The sequence below is a fragment of the Methanosarcina sp. KYL-1 genome, assembly GCF_024372725.1.
Classification (GTDB): domain Archaea; phylum Halobacteriota; class Methanosarcinia; order Methanosarcinales; family Methanosarcinaceae; genus Methanosarcina.
In genome coordinates, this window is sequence record NZ_VOUA01000035.1 from 19,804 (window position 1) to 36,785 (window position 16,982).

Here is a 16,982-nt window from a genome sequence, read left to right on the forward strand (position 1 = left end):
ATAATTTATTCTCCCCACATTTCCCGGCCCCTAAACTCAATTTAACAGATAAATTGATATTCCAGAGTTTACTATCCCCTTTTCATGAGTGACGTAATTTTGCTCTGGGACTGTCCCCTGCTTTTTGAAAAACTGTTTCTGGAATACGGGCTTGAATGCACCCGGGCGCTTTCAACGTCCCTGGGGACCCCTTATCTTCCTGCCTGCAAGGTCCTGATCGCACCCACAGGCTTTGCAAACCGGCAGTATACCAGCACAGGAACAGGCCTTGAGCGCGGAAAGCGGGCGCTTGAAAGGTTTGTGGAAAAAGGAGGTACACTGCTGGTTTTCAGTCCCCTGGTCCCTGAATACGAATATGAGTGGCTGCCCTTTTCCCTGAAGTACGTAATGGAAGAAAATCCCTGCACCCCTCACCCCGTAGGGGCACACGATGCCCAGAAACTCGTTGAAGGCATCCAGCCTCCTGTCGGATGCGATGGTTATTTTTCCGAAACGGATGCGGACGTTGTGCTTGAGGACGATAACGGCAGGCCTATCATGGTCGTAAAAGAAATCGGAAACGGCATGGTGGTGGCAACCACTGTTCACGAGCTGCCTGCAGCCGGGTTTTTTGAGTGCAGGGTTACGTGTACGAAAAAAGTGAAAGTCTGAAAAGTGAAACCCTGAGGCCAAAAGCTTCTCTCTGCATAGTAACCTGAAAGTAAACTGAAACTAAAGAAATGCGGGGAAATCAGCGTAAAAAGAACTTGATGAAACATAAAGAAAGCTTTAAAGGAAAAACAAACAGCCAGATGATAGCTCTGTTGTCAGCTCTGTTGTCAGCTCTATTGTCAGCTCTGTTGTCAACCTTTATTTTATTTTCTTTACATTTTTATCCTTTTTATACTGCTCTCTAAGTTTCTTGATTTCTCCTGCTTCATTTTTCATCCTGATTACAAAGAGGCCGAAGCAGGGTTTTATGAATTGAAATAGAATGTCATTTCCTGAAAAACCAACAGGTATAGCTGTACCCAGAAGGAAAATGCCTTTTACATTATACCCTCCTGGTACAAGGTACGCATCCTCCGAACGTTCCTTTATTAAGTTTTCACATTCTTTGAGGGTTGCATTTTTCAGGAGGATCTCATAGTCAAGTTCGCTTAAACATACCATTTTTGTACCTTTTATGATTTTTTTTCTTTTAGATCAAGCCTTTTAGATCAAGCCTTTTAGATCAAGCCTTTTAGATCAAGCCTTTTAGATCAAGCCTTTTAGATCAAGCCTTTTAGATCAAGCCTTTTAGATCAAGCCTTTTAGATCAAGCCAGAAAGATTCTGATGGCTGTCACTGCCTCAATAGCTCCGAATTAATGCTATAAATTAAAATTACGTGGGGATGATATATAGAGATAGTTCCTTCTTAAAAGATTAAAAGAGGGCTCTGTATAAATCCTTAATTCAATCCGGATTATTTCTACAGTCTTTTTGTTTACGTCAACCTTTTTGTTTACGTTATACACTATCAGTTCAAGGATTTCTGCCTGAACATCAATTGCAAAGGTTGAAATTCAGGGTTAGCCATATTCCTTACAGATAAAATACATAAGAGATGAAATGTTATGACCGGCGAAAAAGTGCTCCTAATGATGGGATGTCCCGAGGTCCCAATTCAAACCAGCATTGCCCTGTATCTTTCCCACAAGCTGGCCAACTTAGGATTCGATGTAACCGTTGCCGGGACAGGTGCAGCAAACCAGCTTTTGAAGGTCTCTGATTCCGACGGCTATTATGTAAAAAAGCTGGTGAATCTCGATAAAACCCTGGAGGATGTTATTGAGAATAGAGCGGATTTCGACATCTGTTTCGCCTTTATGCATAACGATGCCGGAATGACTTATGCTGCGACCATGAGCGCCGTTTCTAAGGCCAAACTGTACTCCATAGTCTTTGGCAGGAACGCCGAGGCTCTGGCTGAAACCATCGAGTTCGATTGTGAAATGATCATCGAAAAGGCTGCTCACAACCCCGTCCAGCTCAAGAACAGGCTGGATAAGGTGGTGGAGGGGATACTCAAATGAGCTGTATTGAGCAGATGAAATATGAGATCCTCCTGGATAGGACGACCTATAAGGCTGCCAGAGAGTACATTGAGAAAAACTCGGAAGAGGTTTACTATGTATCCCCCGGCTACAAGATCTTCAAGGACTATCACATAATAGGAGTTCCGCCTATTGCTCTGGGGGCTAAAGGTAATGCTCTGATCTTTACCTATACAAAGCCCTGCTATGGGACTTTTGTCCTGACCGTAGACAACGAGGACAGCATAAAGGAGATCGACAGGCTCAGGAAGATGGAGACGGAAAAGGTGACTCCATCATTGAAGAAGAGCAAGCCTGCTGAAAGCTCAAGGGCACCCCTAACAAGCTTCCAGGATATGTGGAAAAAGTGAAATCTAAGACGGAAAAAATGAAATGTAAGAAGGAAAAAGTGAAATCTAAGAGGATTTCAACATCGGGAAATGAGTTTTCCCTCTTTTTCCTCTAAGTTGGCTTTCAAAATCGAGTTTTACGCTCGTTTACTCTATTTTACTCTATGATCAGGTCCTTTACCCTGATCCCGCTTTCTACGATTTTCCCTACAATCTTTCCGCCGGTAATTTCTGCGGCTTTTGCAGCGTCTTTTTCCGGCAGGATGATCAAAAATCCCATGCCCATATTGAAAGTCCTGTACATCTCCAGGACTTCTACTCCGCCTTCTTTCTGCAGGAACTTGAATATTTCCTGGGGCTCGAGGGGGTCGGAAAAGTCAAAACCGAGCTGTGTAACCCTCCTCAGCTTCAAAAGCCCGCTGCCTGTGATGTGGGCAAGCCCGTGGACCTCGCATTTCTTCAGGGCGTCCAGGACTTCGATGTAGATCCGGGTGGGGGTCAGGAGGTCGTCTCCTATTGTCTTTGAGCTGTCATAGGGGCAGGGGTCGTGGTAGGAATAGCCTGATTCTTCAACAATCTTCCGGACCAGGGTGTAGCCGTTGCTGTGCACTCCACTGCTCGGGATTCCGACAAGCACGTCACCTACCTTTACCTTTTCTCCGGTGAGGACCTCATCTTTTTTAACAAACCCCAGGCAGGTGCCTGCAAGGTCAAAGCCTTTAATAATGTCAGGCAGGGTTGCGGTTTCCCCTCCTACAATGGACATCCTGGAGATTTCGGCTCCTTTTACGAGCCCTTCCCCTATCTGGGCGGCAAAGCCTTCCTCATGCTTTTCCAGGGCCAGGTAGTCCACAAAGGCCACAGGTTCGGCCCCGATGGCCAGGAGGTCGTTTACGTTCATGGCTATGCAGTCTATCCCTACGGTGTTCCAGCGCTGCATCTCGTTTGCAATAAGGACTTTTGAGCCTACCCCGTCCGTTGTCAGTGCGAGGGCATATTCCCCGAAATCCAGGAGCCCTGCATAGTGCCCTATCCCTGTCAGGGGGGCTCCGATTCCTTTTCGGACATAACTTAGTTTTTCGATAAGGGTTTTGACGGTATTCTCTTCTTTTTTGATGTCTACGCCCGAATCTGCGTATGTAAGGTGCTTTTCACTCACTCTCTGACCCTTCCTGGCTGATCATAGCTGTTTTTCAATTCCGTTTCCATTATAGAGTTCGAATTCATTATGCAGGGTCCTGACGGCGTCAAATGCGTCATCTTCCCGGACAACGAAGGAGATGTTGTACTGGGAAGAACCCTGGCTTATCATGATTATGTTGATCATGGAATTTCCGAGCGCCCCAAAGACCCTCTTTGCCACTCCCGGAGTCCCTGCCATGCCCGCGCCCACGACTGCGACCACGCAGACGTTCTTGTCCGAGGTAATCTCCCTTACGATTTCCCGGTTGAACTCGGAATGGAGAGCTTTTAAGGCGGGTTCCACATGGCCTCCGCTGATCACGAAGGAGAGGTTGGACTCGGAAGAGCCCTGGCTGATCATAACGATGTTCACGCCTGCGTTGGCAAGGGCGGTAAATAGCCGCGCCACGGTCCCTACGGTCCCTGCCATCTCGGCGCCTGCGATGTTGATCAGGGCCACGTTCTTGATAAGGCTCACTGCTTTTACCACTTGCCTGCACTGGAACTTCTCTGCGACCACCAGAGTGCCCTCGAATACCGGGTCAAAAGTATTTTTGACCCTCACCGGGATATGCTCGCGCATTGCAGGTTCGATGGTCCGGGGGTGCAGTACGTTGGCCCCGAAGTAGGAGAGTTCCATGGCTTCAGCATATGATATCTGTGGGATGGTCCTGGCCTCGGGCACGATCCGGGGGTCCGTGGTCATGATACCGTTCACTTCTTTCCAGAGCCAGATCTCGTCGGCTTTAAGGGCTGCACCTAGGATGGATGCCGAGAAATCCGATCCGCTCCTGCCAAGGGTTGTAATGATCCCTTCTTCGTTTTCCCCGATAAAGCCCGTGACCACCTGGATATGGGAGCAAAGCCGGCATCCCAGCCTCTTTTCAACAAGTTCGTAGGTCTTTTCCAGAGGCCTGGCATTTCCGTAATCCGATGTTGTTACGATCCCTGCTTCCCCCCCGGTATATTCCGTTGAAGAGATCCCGAGGGAGCGGACAGCCCCGGATACGATGGGGGCTGCAAGGCGTTCTCCGTAAGAGGAAATGTAGTCAATGGACCTGGGGGTGAGTTCGCCCAGGTAGCAGATCCCGATCAGGGCTTTTTCCAGCTCATCAATGCGGAGGTCAAGGACCCGGAGGACTTCTTCTGCAACTTTGGGGTCGTCGATGGCATCCTTCACGGCTTCATGGTGTTTGTTTGTAAGCTCTGTTCTAAACTCTTTCACAAGGGTTGTCCTGCCTTTTGTTGAGGCAAGGTGCGCATTTTCCATGAGCGAATCGGTAACTCCACTGAGTGCCGAGGTTACCACCACGATCTGGTTGCCCTCCTCGTAGTAACTTTTAAGAAGCTGGGCAACGTGACGGATCTTTTTTCCGTCTCCAACGGAAGTTCCTCCGAATTTCATCACAAGTTTCATGATCGGATCACGTTTTGATATTAAGTAGGAATATTCTGACGCCTTTTTTGGTTGATTGGATCTATAAATTTATTCGATTTATTAAATTTATTCGATTTATTAAATTTATTCGATTTATTAAATTTATTCGATTTATTAAATTTATTCGATTTATTAAATTTATTCGATTTATTAAATTTATTCGATTGATTATCTTGATATGTTTCTGTCCTGCTTCCAGGACTGATTGCTTCCCCTGCTTGCAGGTCCCTCTCTTCCTGAAAAGAGTCCTCTTTGTAAAGGAAGTTATATGCTGGCTCTTTTTGCGGCTTAATATACTTTACGCTTTGGGCCTGTCCTGTATAGGATATGGGTACTATATTATAATGTTTGTGTAAAATGTTAGTAGGCATTAAAATGTTTGGATAGGCGGAAGAATTCAGTTTTTCCGGGCATCCGGGTGAGGCTCATCAGGCATCTGGCAGGCATCTGGCAGGGCCTGCACGGGCAGCCCGGCAGAAAGTGATATATTTCATCCCCAAGATGAAAGAGAGTAAAACAGCTAAGGACAGGTGAAGCAATGAAATACGCCGTACTTATCGGAGACGGAATGGCGGATTACCCCATAGAGGAACTGGGAGGCAGGACCATTCTCCAGGCAGCCAGTACCCCTGCTATGGATTCGATCGCAGCCCGCGGAAAAGCCGGACTTGCAAAAACCGTGCCTGACGGTTTTCCCCCGGGCAGTGACGTGGCAAACATGTCCATTATCGGATACGACCCGGCAGTATACTACTCAGGGCGGGCTCCTCTGGAAGCCGGAAGCATGGGCGTGTCCCTTGCAGCCGATGACGTGGCTTTCAGGTGCAATCTGGTAACAATCGAAAACGGGATAATAAAAGATTACAGTGCCGGGCATATCAGCAGTGACGAAGCAAAAATCCTTATCGAAACTCTTGACTCGGAACTCAGGACTGAGGAGTTGAAGTTCTATCCCGGGATCAGCTACAGGCACCTTATGGTTGTCCGTGGGGACCGGGGGGCTGAAACCGAGTGTACGCCTCCCCACGACGTGACCGGGGAAAAAGTGGAGGGCCACCTCCCTAAAGGAAAGGACGGGAAGTTTTTCTCGGACCTCATGGCAGCTTCAATGGAGATTTTGCAGCTGCACCCTGTGAACCTGAAGCGGGTCGAAGAGGGTAAAAACCCGGCCAACTCCATCTGGGTCTGGGGCCAGGGCCATGCCCCGAAGTTCACATCCTTCCGGGAACTTTACGGGAAGGCAGGGGCCGTAATCTCTGCCGTGGACCTCCTTAAAGGAATCGGGGTCTATGCAGGGCTGGACGTAATCGAGGTTCCGGGCGCCACCGGCTACCTGGACACCAATTACGAAGGAAAAGCCAGCGCCGCAATTGAAGCTTTCAAGACCCGGGACATCGTCTTCGTGCACGTGGAAGCCCCGGACGAAGCCGGACACGAAGGCAGCCTTAAGAAAAAGATGCAGGCCGTTGAGGACTTCGACCGCAGGATCGTGGCTCCTATCCTGGAATACGCCGAGGCTTCGGAAGAACCCTTTACCATTCTCGTGATGCCTGACCACCCGACTCCCATCTCGGTAAAGACTCATACCCCTGACCCAATTCCCTTTGCTATCTACAGGACCGATGCAGGGGACCCGGACGGGGCAGAGGCTTTTGACGAGGAATCGGTTAAAAAAGGTTCCATGGGCATTGTTAAAGCTTCGGACCTTGTCGGGATGCTTATCAGGATGGATAATTTCTGACCGGGTAATTCTTGTACAATAACCTGATCGGGTAATTCCTTGTACAGTAGCCTGATCGGGTAATTCCTTCTGCGGTACCCAGGTCCCTTTCTTTTTTTCTTTAAAATCTTTTTTTTCTTTTTTGCACTACCTTTTGTTAAAATCTTTCAAGAAAACGTATATATTCCCTCTCAATATATTCAAATAACGACATTATACGTCGAAATTACAGTTTAATTAAGGGGGACTTTATGATGAGATGGCCTGTCAAAAGACCGTTTGGAGGGCCGGCGCGCTGGGATCCTTTTGAGGAGATCAGGAGGACGCAGGAGCGCCTGAACCAGTTGTTTGAGGATTACATGCCCATGGAAGAATGGGGAGGCAGCAAGATATACGCCCCTGCCATTGACATCATGGATGAAGACGACAAGCTTGTGGTCACAACCGACCTTCCGGGGGTCAATAAAGAAGATATCGAGCTCAGTGTAAAAGACGACATGCTGGAAATCAGCGCAAAATCGGGGAAGGAAAAAGAAGTCGAAGAAGAAGGCTACCTGCGCCGGGAGAGGGCATACACGCGCTTTTACCGGGCAGTCCGGCTGCCTTCCAATGTCATGGATGAAGGCTCAACTGCAAAAATAGAAAACGGCGTCCTGACAATCACGCTTCCGAAACTCAAGCTTGAAGAGCCCAAGAAGCGGATCCAGATCGAGTGATTTTCAAAAGGCTTAAAGCCCGAGATTGAGGGAAATCCCTCATCAATCTATTTTTTTCGTTTTTTCTGAGGAAAACTCACGCATAGTGCGGGAAGATGTACTTTATTTCCTTGACCTTTTCTCCTTCTCCTTCCTCTTCATCGGGGAATTCCTTGCTTTTCAGGGCCTCGGCCCTTGCAATTTCCGGATGCTGTTTCAGGAATTCTCTCGAGTAGGCAGTGGTTTTCTTTGCGGATGACTGGAATATTCCATCTATCTCTTCCCTGCCGAACTGCCCGTGGTAAAGGAGGAGCTGTGTGACCTTTTCCCGGGTGGCCTGGGGCTCGTTCTCATAATCCAGAGAATAAAAAAGTTTGCTTATGATGACTCGTAAAGTCCTGGGCCTGCTCCGTTCATTGTCTTTTAGCTCAAAAGGAGTCCGTTCTTTGATTTTCTGTATGATTAAGTTGAGATCGTACTGGCTCATGTTTCACCCTTAAGAGTTTTGGGTTGCAAGCTAGATAAGAATTCGCAAATGCGCCTGTGAAAAGAAAAGGAAAGGTGGAAATCATATTTGCCGGAGAACAGGGTGAGAACTGGAAATAGGTTTAGACCTGGAAATAGGTTTAGACCTGGAAATAGGTTTAGACCTGGAAATAGGTTTAGACCTGGAAATAAGGTTAGACCTGGAAAATGGCGGGAATCAAAAAACAGACCAATAAATCGAAAAATAAGGTAAAAAGTGCGGCATCAGGAAATTGTTTTCGTCATCTTTTGCTCGGTCGGGGTAACTCTCATCATCGCCGCGAAACTTAGTATATCGGTGGTCTTATTTATGGTTACTGCCTTTACTGCTGCAAATTATTCCCGTATGGGATTTTTTCCCGGATTCTGTCGGGTACTATCACGTTGCATCGTCACATCACACTGTCACATCACACTGTCACATCACACTGTCACATCACACTGTCACATCACATTATATCTTACCGATTTCAAATCTCTTTGAGGAAGCCGCTTGAAATTCGAAGCCATTGCCGTAGAAAATATACCCCTGATCCAGAAAGGGGACGACCTTCCCTTAATCATCTGCGAAAACATGGAATTGCAGGACAGGGATATTGTCATCATCGCCTCGACCGTGGTTGCAAAAGCCGAAGGGGAAACCTTCAGGCTTAAAGACCTCATCCCGGGGGAGAAGGCACTTGAAATTGCAGCTAAGAACGGGCAGGACCCCCGCTTTGTCCAGGCTGTCCTGGACCGGAGCAGGGAGCTTCTGGTGGAAGTCCCATTCATGCTTGCAATAACCCATGCCGGACACACTTGCGTAAACGCGGGGGTCGACAACTCCAATATCGAGGGAGACTTTTTGCTTAACACTCCCGGGGACCCGGATGCAAGTGCCGCAAGGCTCGGGGAAAGACTTGAAAAGCTGAGCGGGAAAAAGTTAAGTGTCATAGTCACGGACACAAACGGGCGGGCTTTCAAGATAGGACAGACAGGTGTTGCCATAGGGATCTACAGGATAAAACCTATAAAACGCTGGATAGGGGAAAAAGACCTTTTCGGGAAAGTCCTTGAGATTACCGAGGAGGCCGTGGCAGATGAGCTTGCGGGCGCAGCCAATCTCCTGATGGGGGAAGGAGCAGGCGGGACTCCTGTAATTATCATTCGAGGGCTTGATTATTACTGCGAAGTAGATGCCTGCATCAAAGAAACCTACCGCCCTGAAGAAATGGACATAATTAAAAAAGGGCTTCGCTACCTGCAGAACAAATGATCTCGAGACAAATAATCCTGACCTGGGTGGGGTTCGGGCGTTAAAACAGGATCTGTTGAAAGGAAAAACTGGAACGGAATAGGCCGGAAAGGAAAAATGGAACGGAAACTCGGGATTCTTCCTTCCGGTTCTGTTTCCGGTTTCAGTCGCAATTCTCATTGTTAAGTTCAAAGGGGATGTGTTCCACTTCCACCCCGGCGTCTCTGAAATAGCCCAGGGAATCGGTATCCGGGTATGGGGTTGCGTATACAACTTTTTTGATATTCGAGTTGATTATCATCTTTGCACAGAGGATGCAGGGCTGATGAGTACAGTAGAGGGTTGCCCCGGCTATGCTGACCCCGTGGATTGCGGCCTGGATGATGGCGTTCTGTTCCGCATGTACGGCCCTGCACTTTTCATGCCGCGTACCGGAAGGAATTTTTTCCTGGGCCCGGATGCAGCCTATTTCAAGGCAGTGTTCCATACCGCTTGGAGCGCCGTTGTACCCTGTTGAGAGGATGCGCTTGTCCCGGACGATCACAGCCCCCACGTTGTTCCGGAGGCATGTGGCCCTTTTGCCTACCACGAAGGCGATTTCGAGGAAGTATTCGTCAAGGGAAGGTCTTTCTGTCATTATTTTTAATGAACAGTAACTCGTATATATAGTTGTGACGTTAGAACCTGTACCATTTTTGCGAATCAGTTTTAAATATATAAAAAGAACCTCGCTTTTCGAGGAAGAATTGATATAAATTGATATAATCAGTGAGAGTACAGAATTGAAATAGCTCAACTTTCATTAGTATAATAGCTCAACTTTCATTAGTATTATTGAGAAGTTGTATTAGTATTATTAAGAAGTCGTAGAAGTATTAAAAAGTTAAAGAATTAAACCGGATAACGCTTATTAGCACTATTGAGAAGTGTTGAATGCCTGTATCCGGGGCCGCGATCGGAATCCGGTTCAGATACGTTCAAGGTCATCAAGTAATTTCTGGATTGTGAATCTGGATTTGTAAGACAGATTCGGATAAGTTCAAGGAAAAATAGATTATTTATTCGGAGTATTGAATCATGGCAACAGGTTTGACCGAATTTTTAGATTCCTTCGTGAAAAGTCACGATAATCGCCAGTTGCTGGCAATTCCCCTTGCAATACTGGCCCTTTCTTTAGCAGTGCTGCTTGTTTCTTTTGCAAGCAGCGGGTCACCGGTAATTCTGGGGATGGAATTCCAGGGCGGTACCCAGATTTCTGTAGAAACGACAGATTCTCCTTCTGTACTTGAAGAGCTGTATTCGACTTATCCGCTAATGGATGCCCGGCAGGCCGGAAGCAGGGTCATCATGCAGTTCGGGGTCATGGGAAATGAAGAACAGCGCCAGCTCGAAGACGATGTAATGGGCCGCTATTCCAATGTGGAAATAAAGCAGATAGGTCCAGTGTACGGGAAGGACCTGCAGGTCCAGGCTCTAAGGGCCCTTTTCATTTCTTTCTTAGGGATGGCCCTTGTAGTCTTCCTTATCTTCCGGAGCCCTATACCCTCTTTTGCGGTGGTGCTCTCTGCCTTTTCGGACATCGTGATTGCTGCGGCTTTCATGCGGATAGCAGGAATCGAACTCTCCCTTGGGACCGTTGCTGCCCTGCTCATGCTGATAGGTTATTCCGTGGACAGTGACATCCTGCTTACGAACAGGGTGCTCAAGCGCAGGGGCACGGTCGAAGAAAAAGTTTCCAGGGCCATGCAGACCGGGATTACCATGACCACCACAACCCTTGCAGCCCTTGTGGTGATGTATGTCGTCTCCACTTTCCCCTACCTGATCATCCCCTCTTTCACGCAGATCACCCTGCTCTCGCAGATTTCTATCGTGCTGATCATAGGGCTGGCTGCTGACCTTATGAACACCTGGCTCTTAAACACCGGGATTCTGCGCTGGTTCGTCCTCAAACCCGAATTCAGAGGGAGGTATAACAGATGAGTGACGCAAAAAGCCTCTTTAAAAACGTAAGGGTTATCATATTCATTATTGCCCTGCTGGGGTCAATCGTGGCTATAGGCCCAGGATACACTTCCGGGGAAGGCACAACCTCCAACCTTAACTACGGGCTTGACCTGGAAGGCGGGTCCTGGCTCCAGATCCAGCTGCAGGGCGCTCTGGTCCAGGTGGATGCCGATGGTGGAAAGATCGTCACTGAAATGGTGGAGCCGGTCATCGGAGCCCCTATAACGATTACGCAAAACAAGCTTGAAGGCAGCGGCCTTACAGAAGCTGAAAATTCAATCACATTCACGACAGATGCCTCGGTCAGCACGTCCGAACTCGAACACCTGGAACTCGGGAGGATAAGTGTGGACAGGCTGAACCAGGGCATTACCCAGGTCACCATCTTTACCAGCAAGGAAGCCCTTATCCGGCTTTACCTGGCAAATGCCCTGGATTCCGAGGTCGTTACCCTGGATACCGGGGAAGGGGTTTTTTATGAAATCAGGACCGCCGTATCCGAAGAAGAGCTCAAAGCCCTTATGGAAAAGGTAGGCGGGTCAATTCTCCTTAACGAAGACGGGACCTCCAGTTACAAAGAAGGGGTCAGCGTCCAGACCAGAGACCTGACCAGGGAGATCCTCAACGACAAGCTCAACTCCCTGGGCCTGAAAGACATCCCTGTCAGGACAGTCGGGGAAGACTACATCCTCATTGATTTCGCAGGCATAGACCTGGCAACCGCCAAGGACATTGCCGAAAAGCCCGGGAAATTCGAGATAAGGATCCAGACTACCGGAAACGAGTCCCGGCATGTGCTCTACGGTGATTCCATCGTAAGCGTCGGAATTCCGGGCTTCCATGACAACCAGTGGCATACGCCCTTCACCCTGGATGAAGATGGGGCTCTTGCTCTCCAGAAGGTTGCAATCGAAACCGGGGCAGTGGACAACCCGCAGGACCACTACCTGGACATGTACCTGGACGAAAACCTGATCTACAGCGCCCCTCTGAGTTATTCTGCCGCAACAAGGCTGAAAGAGTCCCCGATTTATTCCTGGGAATCTTCCACGGGCAGTGACGAAGCTGCCAAGGCCGATGCCGAAGCCCTCCAGATCCACCTAAGGGCCGGGGCTCTTCCTGTGAACGTGGTGCTTGTGGGTTCCGGGCATGTGGATGCAGCTCTCGGGGAACAGTTCAAGACCGAAGCCCTTATCGCAGGTCTGCTGTCTCTCATTGCCGTGGCCGCAGTGGTCTTCCGCAGGTATAAAAGACCTGAAATTCTGGTGCCCATGGTCGGGACTTCCATAAGTGAAGTGATCATGATCCTCGGGGTTGCGGCAGCCATTGGCTGGCAGCTGGACCTTCCGGCAATTGCAGGTATCATTGCCGCCATAGGGACGGGTATTGACCACCTTGTAATCATCACCGACGAGGTGCTCTACGAAGGCAAGCTCCCCCCCACAAAGGTCTTCCTTTCCAGGATCGGAAAAGCCTTCGCAATCATCTTCGGGGCAGCGGCCACAACTGTCATTGCCATGTCCCCGCTGGTGATTATGGGCTTCGGAGCCCTGAAAGGCTTTGCCATTACCACGATCATCGGTGTCTTTATCGGGGTCGTAATTGCAAGGCCGGTTTACGGCATGGTGATCAAGGAAATGCTTGAAGCAAGCGGAGCAACTGCAGAGAACGGAAAAGCGGAAGTTTCGGCTGAGTGAACTTGAGTGTGAAAGGCCAAAAACGAGGTTGGAATACATGCAGGATCTCTGGACATTGAAATACAGGGCAGGTACCCTGGAGGAGCTGCTTGGAAACGAACACTCCGTAGACACGCTTTCCGAACTGGTGAAGTCCGGGGCTCTCCCCCACCTCGTTTTCTACGGCCCGGAAAACTCGGGCAAGACGACAGCTGCTCTTGCCCTTGCCCGGGAACTCTACGGGGAAACCTGGAAAAACAACTTTACTTATTTCAACGCCTCGGACTTTTTTGACCAGGGCAAGCGTTATCTTGTCCGGGACAAGCGTTTTGTCCGCTTTCTGGGTACCGATGACCCCAAAAAGATCTACAAAAGCGTAATCGAGATTTTTAAGGAAATCATCAACGAATATGCAGGGATGGCTTCCATAGATGCGGATTACAAGCTTATCTATATTGATAACGCCGAGTCCCTGAGTTCCGATGCCCAGCATGCCCTCAGGCGCATTATGGAAAAGTACAGTGCGACCTGCAGGTTCATCCTCTCCACAACTCGCCCCTCAAAGCTTATTTCTCCTCTCCGTTCGAGAGGCCTTCAGCTCTTTTTCACATATGTGCCGGATTCCCTCCTGAAACCTCATCTCGAAAAAATCGTAGAAGCCGAAAAACTCCTGTGTTCGGAGGGAGCCCTGGATGCAGTCCTCTATCTTGCGAAAGGGAATGTTGCAAGGGCTGTACAGATCCTCCAGCTTGCTTCTCTCAGGGCAGGGGAGGATGCGGTTACGGAGGATATCGTGTATGAGGTTACCGTGAAAGGCAGGGATGAAGCAATAGATGAACTGCTGGATGCCGCTCGTGCCGGGAACTTTACCCGCAGCCGCCAGCTCATTGATGACATGCTTATCGAAAAAGGGCTTTCGGGGACCGAAATCCTCGAAGGGCTTTCCGAAGCCCTGGCGGATTCGGGGGAAGCTGATGAGGAAATCGCCCGCCTTGTAGTGAAGGTCGCAGAAGCTGATGCCCGCCTCGGGGGGGCCGCAAATGAGAGGATCCAGCTTGAAAAGCTGATTTCCTATTTCTCCTGATTTATTTTTTTGGATGTTTGGGTTTTGTTTATATAAGTTTTGGTGTTTTATTCAGGCATCGAATTCTTATATTTAAATCTTCCCTATTACTCATTTTCAATAATCCAAAAATATATATACTAATTCCCCCTCTCAAAATTATCATGGGGAAGTTATATATACTTTCGATTTTTATCTATAAGTTAGAAAAGGCCAGGAATTAAGCTCCTCAGGAAACGATAGGTTCAAAAGAACTCTCTGACGGGGGCAGGACCCGGGCAAATTCCGGGATGCGTCCAGTAAGTGGCGTGCTCTGCGTCCTTCGGAGGTTCAGCGCCTGGATTCCCTCGAGAAGGAGATAAACCCGAACCTTTTAAAAATCCCACAAAACTCCCTCAATCACTCCCTGAGAACTCCACAAATTTCAGGGAGGTTATGCTCTTGCGGCAGGCCGTTCTTATTAAAAGCAGTTCCGGAACAAAAAGAACGAAAGTCTGCCTTTCTAAAAATCAAAGATCTAAAAATCAAAGATCTAAAAATCAAAGATCTAAAAATCAAAGATCTAAAAATCAAAGATCTAAAAATCAAAGAATCCCTCTAAAAAATATTGACTGTCCGGTCCCTCCGTCGGGCAGTCAACTTCTTCCTTAAGCTTTTTTTCAGATTTTTTTCTTCAGTACTTGTAGTGCTTTACCGAGTGGTGGAGGATCACTACAAAGAAAGCAATTATTACCAGTACGAAACTGAAGAAGCCTACGGGGTCCCAGACAAAGCCTATTCCTGATCCGCCTTCGTCCCAGGAAACGAGCACTGCTCCCTGGAGCACCGTGGGAACCACGACACAGGCAAAGGCCAGGACGAAGATGAATATGATGTCAAGGGCCTCCGCAAGGGTACTTTTTTCTTTCTTGGAAATTTCTGCCACTTTTCAGCCTCCTCAATCGTAGTAGGTGAATTCGAACATGTGCTTCTTTATGGAGTCGCGTACCCGCAGGCAGCCGATCGTTTCGACTACAACTATCAGCCCGAAGAAGATCACGTAGAGATAGTAGAAATTCGAAGCGATCTCCCACGTAGCTCCGACGATCTTGCCGATCACGAAGAGTTCCACGCCTATGAGCAGGGCAAGCATGCCCACAACCAGGACAGAGTCCCCGTTCAGTTTACTGTGGTATTTTTTTTCCATCTCCGGGTTAATCGTCACTGAACTCAACACCCATCACCTCCTTTCCTATTCTTGCATTTTCCGAACCTTTGGGTTCGGGCCATCCCATCTCAGCCCAGTTGTTTTCTGCCTTTGAAGTCTTATGCTTGTGGCTGAAGTAGAAGTACGCAATGCCGTAGAACACGAACCCGAAGATCAGGTTGTACTTGTAACCCCAGAAGAGGGTCGAAAGGATCGTTATGGCAATTGCGATCGCAAAGTAGGCTATGAAGGGCTGAAGCGGCCCTGCAAAGGGACGGACTTTGCTGGTGGTTTCCGGGAAGAGGTTCCTGAAGCGGATCAGGGCGAAGGGAATCAGGACGTAGCAGAGCAGTCCCGAGACAATGGAGAAGGTAATTACCTGGTCCAGGAATCCGCTGAAGGCAAATCCTATTGCAACAGGCATTGTGAAGATCACAGCCCTGTAAGGGGTGTTGTACCTCGGGTGCACCGCCGAGAACCAGGATGATACATAGTGGTCCCTGGAAAGCGCAAACCAGGAGCGTGACGAGTCACAGACACAGCCGTTTGCACTTGCAACGCAGGTCAGGAACGTCCCCAGGCCCAGGGCAGCAATGAAGATGAACACACCGCTGTTCTGGGCCGCTTCAAAGAGCGGGTACACGGAAACCCCAAGCATGTCCGCAGGGATCAGTACTGCACAGAGGTAGAGGGTCATTGCCGCTCCTATCAGGAGGGTAATCATTCCGGCCTGCTGCCCCAGGGGCACCGCCCTTGACGGGTGCTTGCACTCCTCGGCACACATCGCCGCTCCTTCAATCCCCAGGTAGAACCAGGGCCCGAATTGCAGTGCCGCAAAGAGGCCTATCATGCCGTTTGGCAGAGCTCCCTGGAAAAGGTATTCGGGGTGGATGTCTACTGTTCCGAAGGCCGTTGCGAAGAAGAAGACCACTATTGCGATGAAGGCTATCATGGTCAGGACGAAGTTCAGGGTCAGGGCTGCAACGACACCCCGGTAGTTAATGAAGGTTAGAAGTGCAATAACAAGTAGTGTTATGGGAAAGACCTGTAGTTCCGGGAAGATGCTTTGTGCAATGAATGCGACTACAATGGCATCCGCCGCCTCGAGGGCGATGTATTCCATGTAGACCGCAAGCCCGACACTGGCAGCCGCTCCGGGCCCGATAAAGAGCCTGGCCCAGTCATAAGGTCCTCCTGCAAGTTTTGTTGACGATCCGAGTTCACTGGCGCAGAGGGAAATTATGACATACATTGTTCCTGCAACCAGCATGGCAAGCAGGGACCCCAGAACTCCTCCTTTTGCAACGGTGAAGTTCCAGCCCATGTATTCCCCGACCAGCACGATCCCGACTCCAAGGGCCCATACGTGGAAAGGCCGCAGAGTCTTCACTAAGCTGGCAGATTCATGGTTTTCAGACATGTTTAATCACATCCCTCATTCAGTTTCTTTTCGAAATTTTACTGGCGTCCAGCAAAACCCAGCCCATCAATGCAAAAGCCAGGAGATATATCAGCCCATTTATAACAGTCCATATATCCATTATTCATATCCCCCTATGTTTTTTTATACACTGAATTTTTGGATCAAGTCGCCTATGCGTGAAAATTGTTCCATATCAAACGTATCAGACCTTTTTAAAGGTTTCGCCTGAGTTTTTCAAAAAAAATTAGCCAGCGAGAAACTCGCTGGCTTTTTGAGTACTACTCTGTAAACTTCAGGTTTAGAATACAAGCCCGAGGTCTTCGAGCTTCTTCCTTGCTCCGTCGTAGACCTGCATGTATTCGTCAGTTGGGGTGACGGTCTTGACGTCGTAGCATTCCTGGAAGGTCTTTCCTGCAGGTGCGTTTGC

General features: G+C 48.8%; 20 protein-coding genes. 10 read left to right on the forward strand and 10 right to left on the reverse strand.

Annotated features, from left to right (window positions below; translation table 11 throughout):
• The first annotated feature begins 84 nt into the window (after positions 1-84).
• A complete protein-coding gene (locus FTO70_RS16255) occupies positions 85-651 on the forward strand; it encodes a hypothetical protein (RefSeq protein ID WP_255336820.1) in 567 nt (188 codons plus the stop codon).
• 198 nt (positions 652-849) lie between these two features.
• Here the strand turns inward: FTO70_RS16255 and FTO70_RS16260 are convergent, their stop codons facing one another.
• Positions 850-1,152, reverse strand: a complete 303-nt coding sequence (locus FTO70_RS16260; RefSeq protein ID WP_255336821.1) for a DUF1894 domain-containing protein — start codon at positions 1,150-1,152, stop codon at positions 850-852.
• Between the two features lie 472 nt (positions 1,153-1,624).
• On the opposite strand from FTO70_RS16260, the gene FTO70_RS16265 reads away from it, so the two are divergent.
• Both FTO70_RS16265 and FTO70_RS16270 read left to right on the forward strand, forming a co-directional pair.
• Positions 1,625-2,056 (forward strand): DUF1890 domain-containing protein, encoded by a 432-nt coding sequence (locus FTO70_RS16265; RefSeq protein ID WP_255336822.1) that lies wholly within the window; start codon positions 1,625-1,627, stop codon positions 2,054-2,056.
• On the forward strand, positions 2,053-2,427 hold the full coding sequence (locus FTO70_RS16270) for a DUF1894 domain-containing protein (RefSeq protein ID WP_255336823.1): 375 nt from the start codon (positions 2,053-2,055) through the stop codon (positions 2,425-2,427). The genes FTO70_RS16265 and FTO70_RS16270 overlap by 4 nt, the downstream gene beginning before the upstream one ends.
• A 136-nt stretch (positions 2,428-2,563) precedes the next feature.
• Here the strand turns inward: FTO70_RS16270 and purM are convergent, their stop codons facing one another.
• Genes purM through FTO70_RS16285 form a run of 3 tightly spaced genes read right to left on the reverse strand, consistent with a single transcriptional unit; the run spans position 2,564 to position 5,397 of the window.
• Positions 2,564-3,565: a phosphoribosylformylglycinamidine cyclo-ligase gene (gene purM, locus FTO70_RS16275; protein ID WP_255336824.1), complete on the reverse strand. Its 1,002-nt coding sequence runs from the start codon at positions 3,563-3,565 to the stop codon at positions 2,564-2,566.
• 21 nt (positions 3,566-3,586) lie between these two features.
• Positions 3,587-5,005, reverse strand: a complete 1,419-nt coding sequence (locus tag FTO70_RS16280; RefSeq protein WP_255336825.1) for an aspartate kinase — start codon at positions 5,003-5,005, stop codon at positions 3,587-3,589.
• Positions 5,006-5,025: 20 nt separating this feature from the next.
• Positions 5,026-5,397 (reverse strand): hypothetical protein, encoded by a 372-nt coding sequence (locus tag FTO70_RS16285; RefSeq protein WP_255336826.1) that lies wholly within the window; start codon positions 5,395-5,397, stop codon positions 5,026-5,028.
• Positions 5,398-5,564: 167 nt separating this feature from the next.
• On the opposite strand from FTO70_RS16285, the gene FTO70_RS16290 reads away from it, so the two are divergent.
• Entirely contained in the window at positions 5,565-6,767 is a 1,203-nt protein-coding gene (locus FTO70_RS16290; RefSeq protein ID WP_255336827.1) for a cofactor-independent phosphoglycerate mutase, read from the forward strand.
• A gap of 233 nt (positions 6,768-7,000) precedes the next feature.
• A complete protein-coding gene (locus tag FTO70_RS16295) occupies positions 7,001-7,462 on the forward strand; it encodes an Hsp20/alpha crystallin family protein (protein ID WP_255336828.1) in 462 nt (153 codons plus the stop codon).
• Positions 7,463-7,538: 76 nt separating this feature from the next.
• Here the strand turns inward: FTO70_RS16295 and FTO70_RS16300 are convergent, their stop codons facing one another.
• Positions 7,539-7,928: a hypothetical protein gene (locus tag FTO70_RS16300; protein WP_255336829.1), complete on the reverse strand. Its 390-nt coding sequence runs from the start codon at positions 7,926-7,928 to the stop codon at positions 7,539-7,541.
• 87 nt (positions 7,929-8,015) lie between these two features.
• Here FTO70_RS16300 and FTO70_RS16305 point away from each other — a divergent pair, with 87 nt between their 5' ends.
• Both FTO70_RS16305 and FTO70_RS16310 read left to right on the forward strand, forming a co-directional pair.
• On the forward strand, positions 8,016-8,180 hold the full coding sequence (locus FTO70_RS16305) for a hypothetical protein (RefSeq protein WP_255336830.1): 165 nt from the start codon (positions 8,016-8,018) through the stop codon (positions 8,178-8,180).
• A 279-nt stretch (positions 8,181-8,459) separates the two neighbouring features.
• A complete protein-coding gene (locus tag FTO70_RS16310; RefSeq protein WP_255336831.1) occupies positions 8,460-9,221 on the forward strand; it encodes a coenzyme F420-0:L-glutamate ligase in 762 nt (253 codons plus the stop codon).
• Between the two features lie 142 nt (positions 9,222-9,363).
• On the opposite strand, the gene FTO70_RS16315 is transcribed toward FTO70_RS16310, so the two are convergent.
• On the reverse strand, positions 9,364-9,837 hold the full coding sequence (locus FTO70_RS16315; RefSeq protein ID WP_255336832.1) for a cytidine/deoxycytidylate deaminase family protein: 474 nt from the start codon (positions 9,835-9,837) through the stop codon (positions 9,364-9,366).
• Positions 9,838-10,277: 440 nt separating this feature from the next.
• On the opposite strand from FTO70_RS16315, the gene FTO70_RS16320 reads away from it, so the two are divergent.
• From FTO70_RS16320 to FTO70_RS16330, 3 genes are read left to right on the forward strand one after another with little or no spacing between them, the layout of a single operon-like run.
• Positions 10,278-11,183, forward strand: a complete 906-nt coding sequence (locus FTO70_RS16320; RefSeq protein ID WP_255336833.1) for a protein translocase subunit SecF — start codon at positions 10,278-10,280, stop codon at positions 11,181-11,183.
• The gene (locus FTO70_RS16325) at positions 11,180-12,904 is read left to right on the forward strand and encodes a preprotein translocase subunit SecD (RefSeq protein ID WP_255336834.1); all 1,725 of its coding nucleotides are present in this window, start codon (positions 11,180-11,182) and stop codon (positions 12,902-12,904) included. The genes FTO70_RS16320 and FTO70_RS16325 overlap by 4 nt, the downstream gene beginning before the upstream one ends.
• A gap of 37 nt (positions 12,905-12,941) precedes the next feature.
• Positions 12,942-13,967: an AAA family ATPase gene (locus FTO70_RS16330; RefSeq protein WP_255336835.1), complete on the forward strand. Its 1,026-nt coding sequence runs from the start codon at positions 12,942-12,944 to the stop codon at positions 13,965-13,967.
• Between the two features lie 652 nt (positions 13,968-14,619).
• Here FTO70_RS16330 and FTO70_RS16335 read toward each other — a convergent pair.
• The 4 genes from FTO70_RS16335 to FTO70_RS16350 all read right to left on the reverse strand — a co-directional run.
• Entirely contained in the window at positions 14,620-14,871 is a 252-nt protein-coding gene (locus tag FTO70_RS16335; RefSeq protein ID WP_255336836.1) for an AcrB/AcrD/AcrF family protein, read from the reverse strand.
• A gap of 12 nt (positions 14,872-14,883) precedes the next feature.
• A complete protein-coding gene (locus tag FTO70_RS16340; RefSeq protein ID WP_255336839.1) occupies positions 14,884-15,150 on the reverse strand; it encodes a monomethylamine permease in 267 nt (88 codons plus the stop codon).
• Positions 15,140-16,552: an APC family permease gene (locus FTO70_RS16345; RefSeq protein WP_255336837.1), complete on the reverse strand. Its 1,413-nt coding sequence runs from the start codon at positions 16,550-16,552 to the stop codon at positions 15,140-15,142. The genes FTO70_RS16340 and FTO70_RS16345 overlap by 11 nt, the downstream gene beginning before the upstream one ends.
• A 301-nt stretch (positions 16,553-16,853) precedes the next feature.
• Positions 16,854-16,982 (reverse strand): monomethylamine:corrinoid methyltransferase (locus FTO70_RS16350; protein WP_255336840.1); only part of this gene is annotated, 129 nt, incomplete at its 5' end.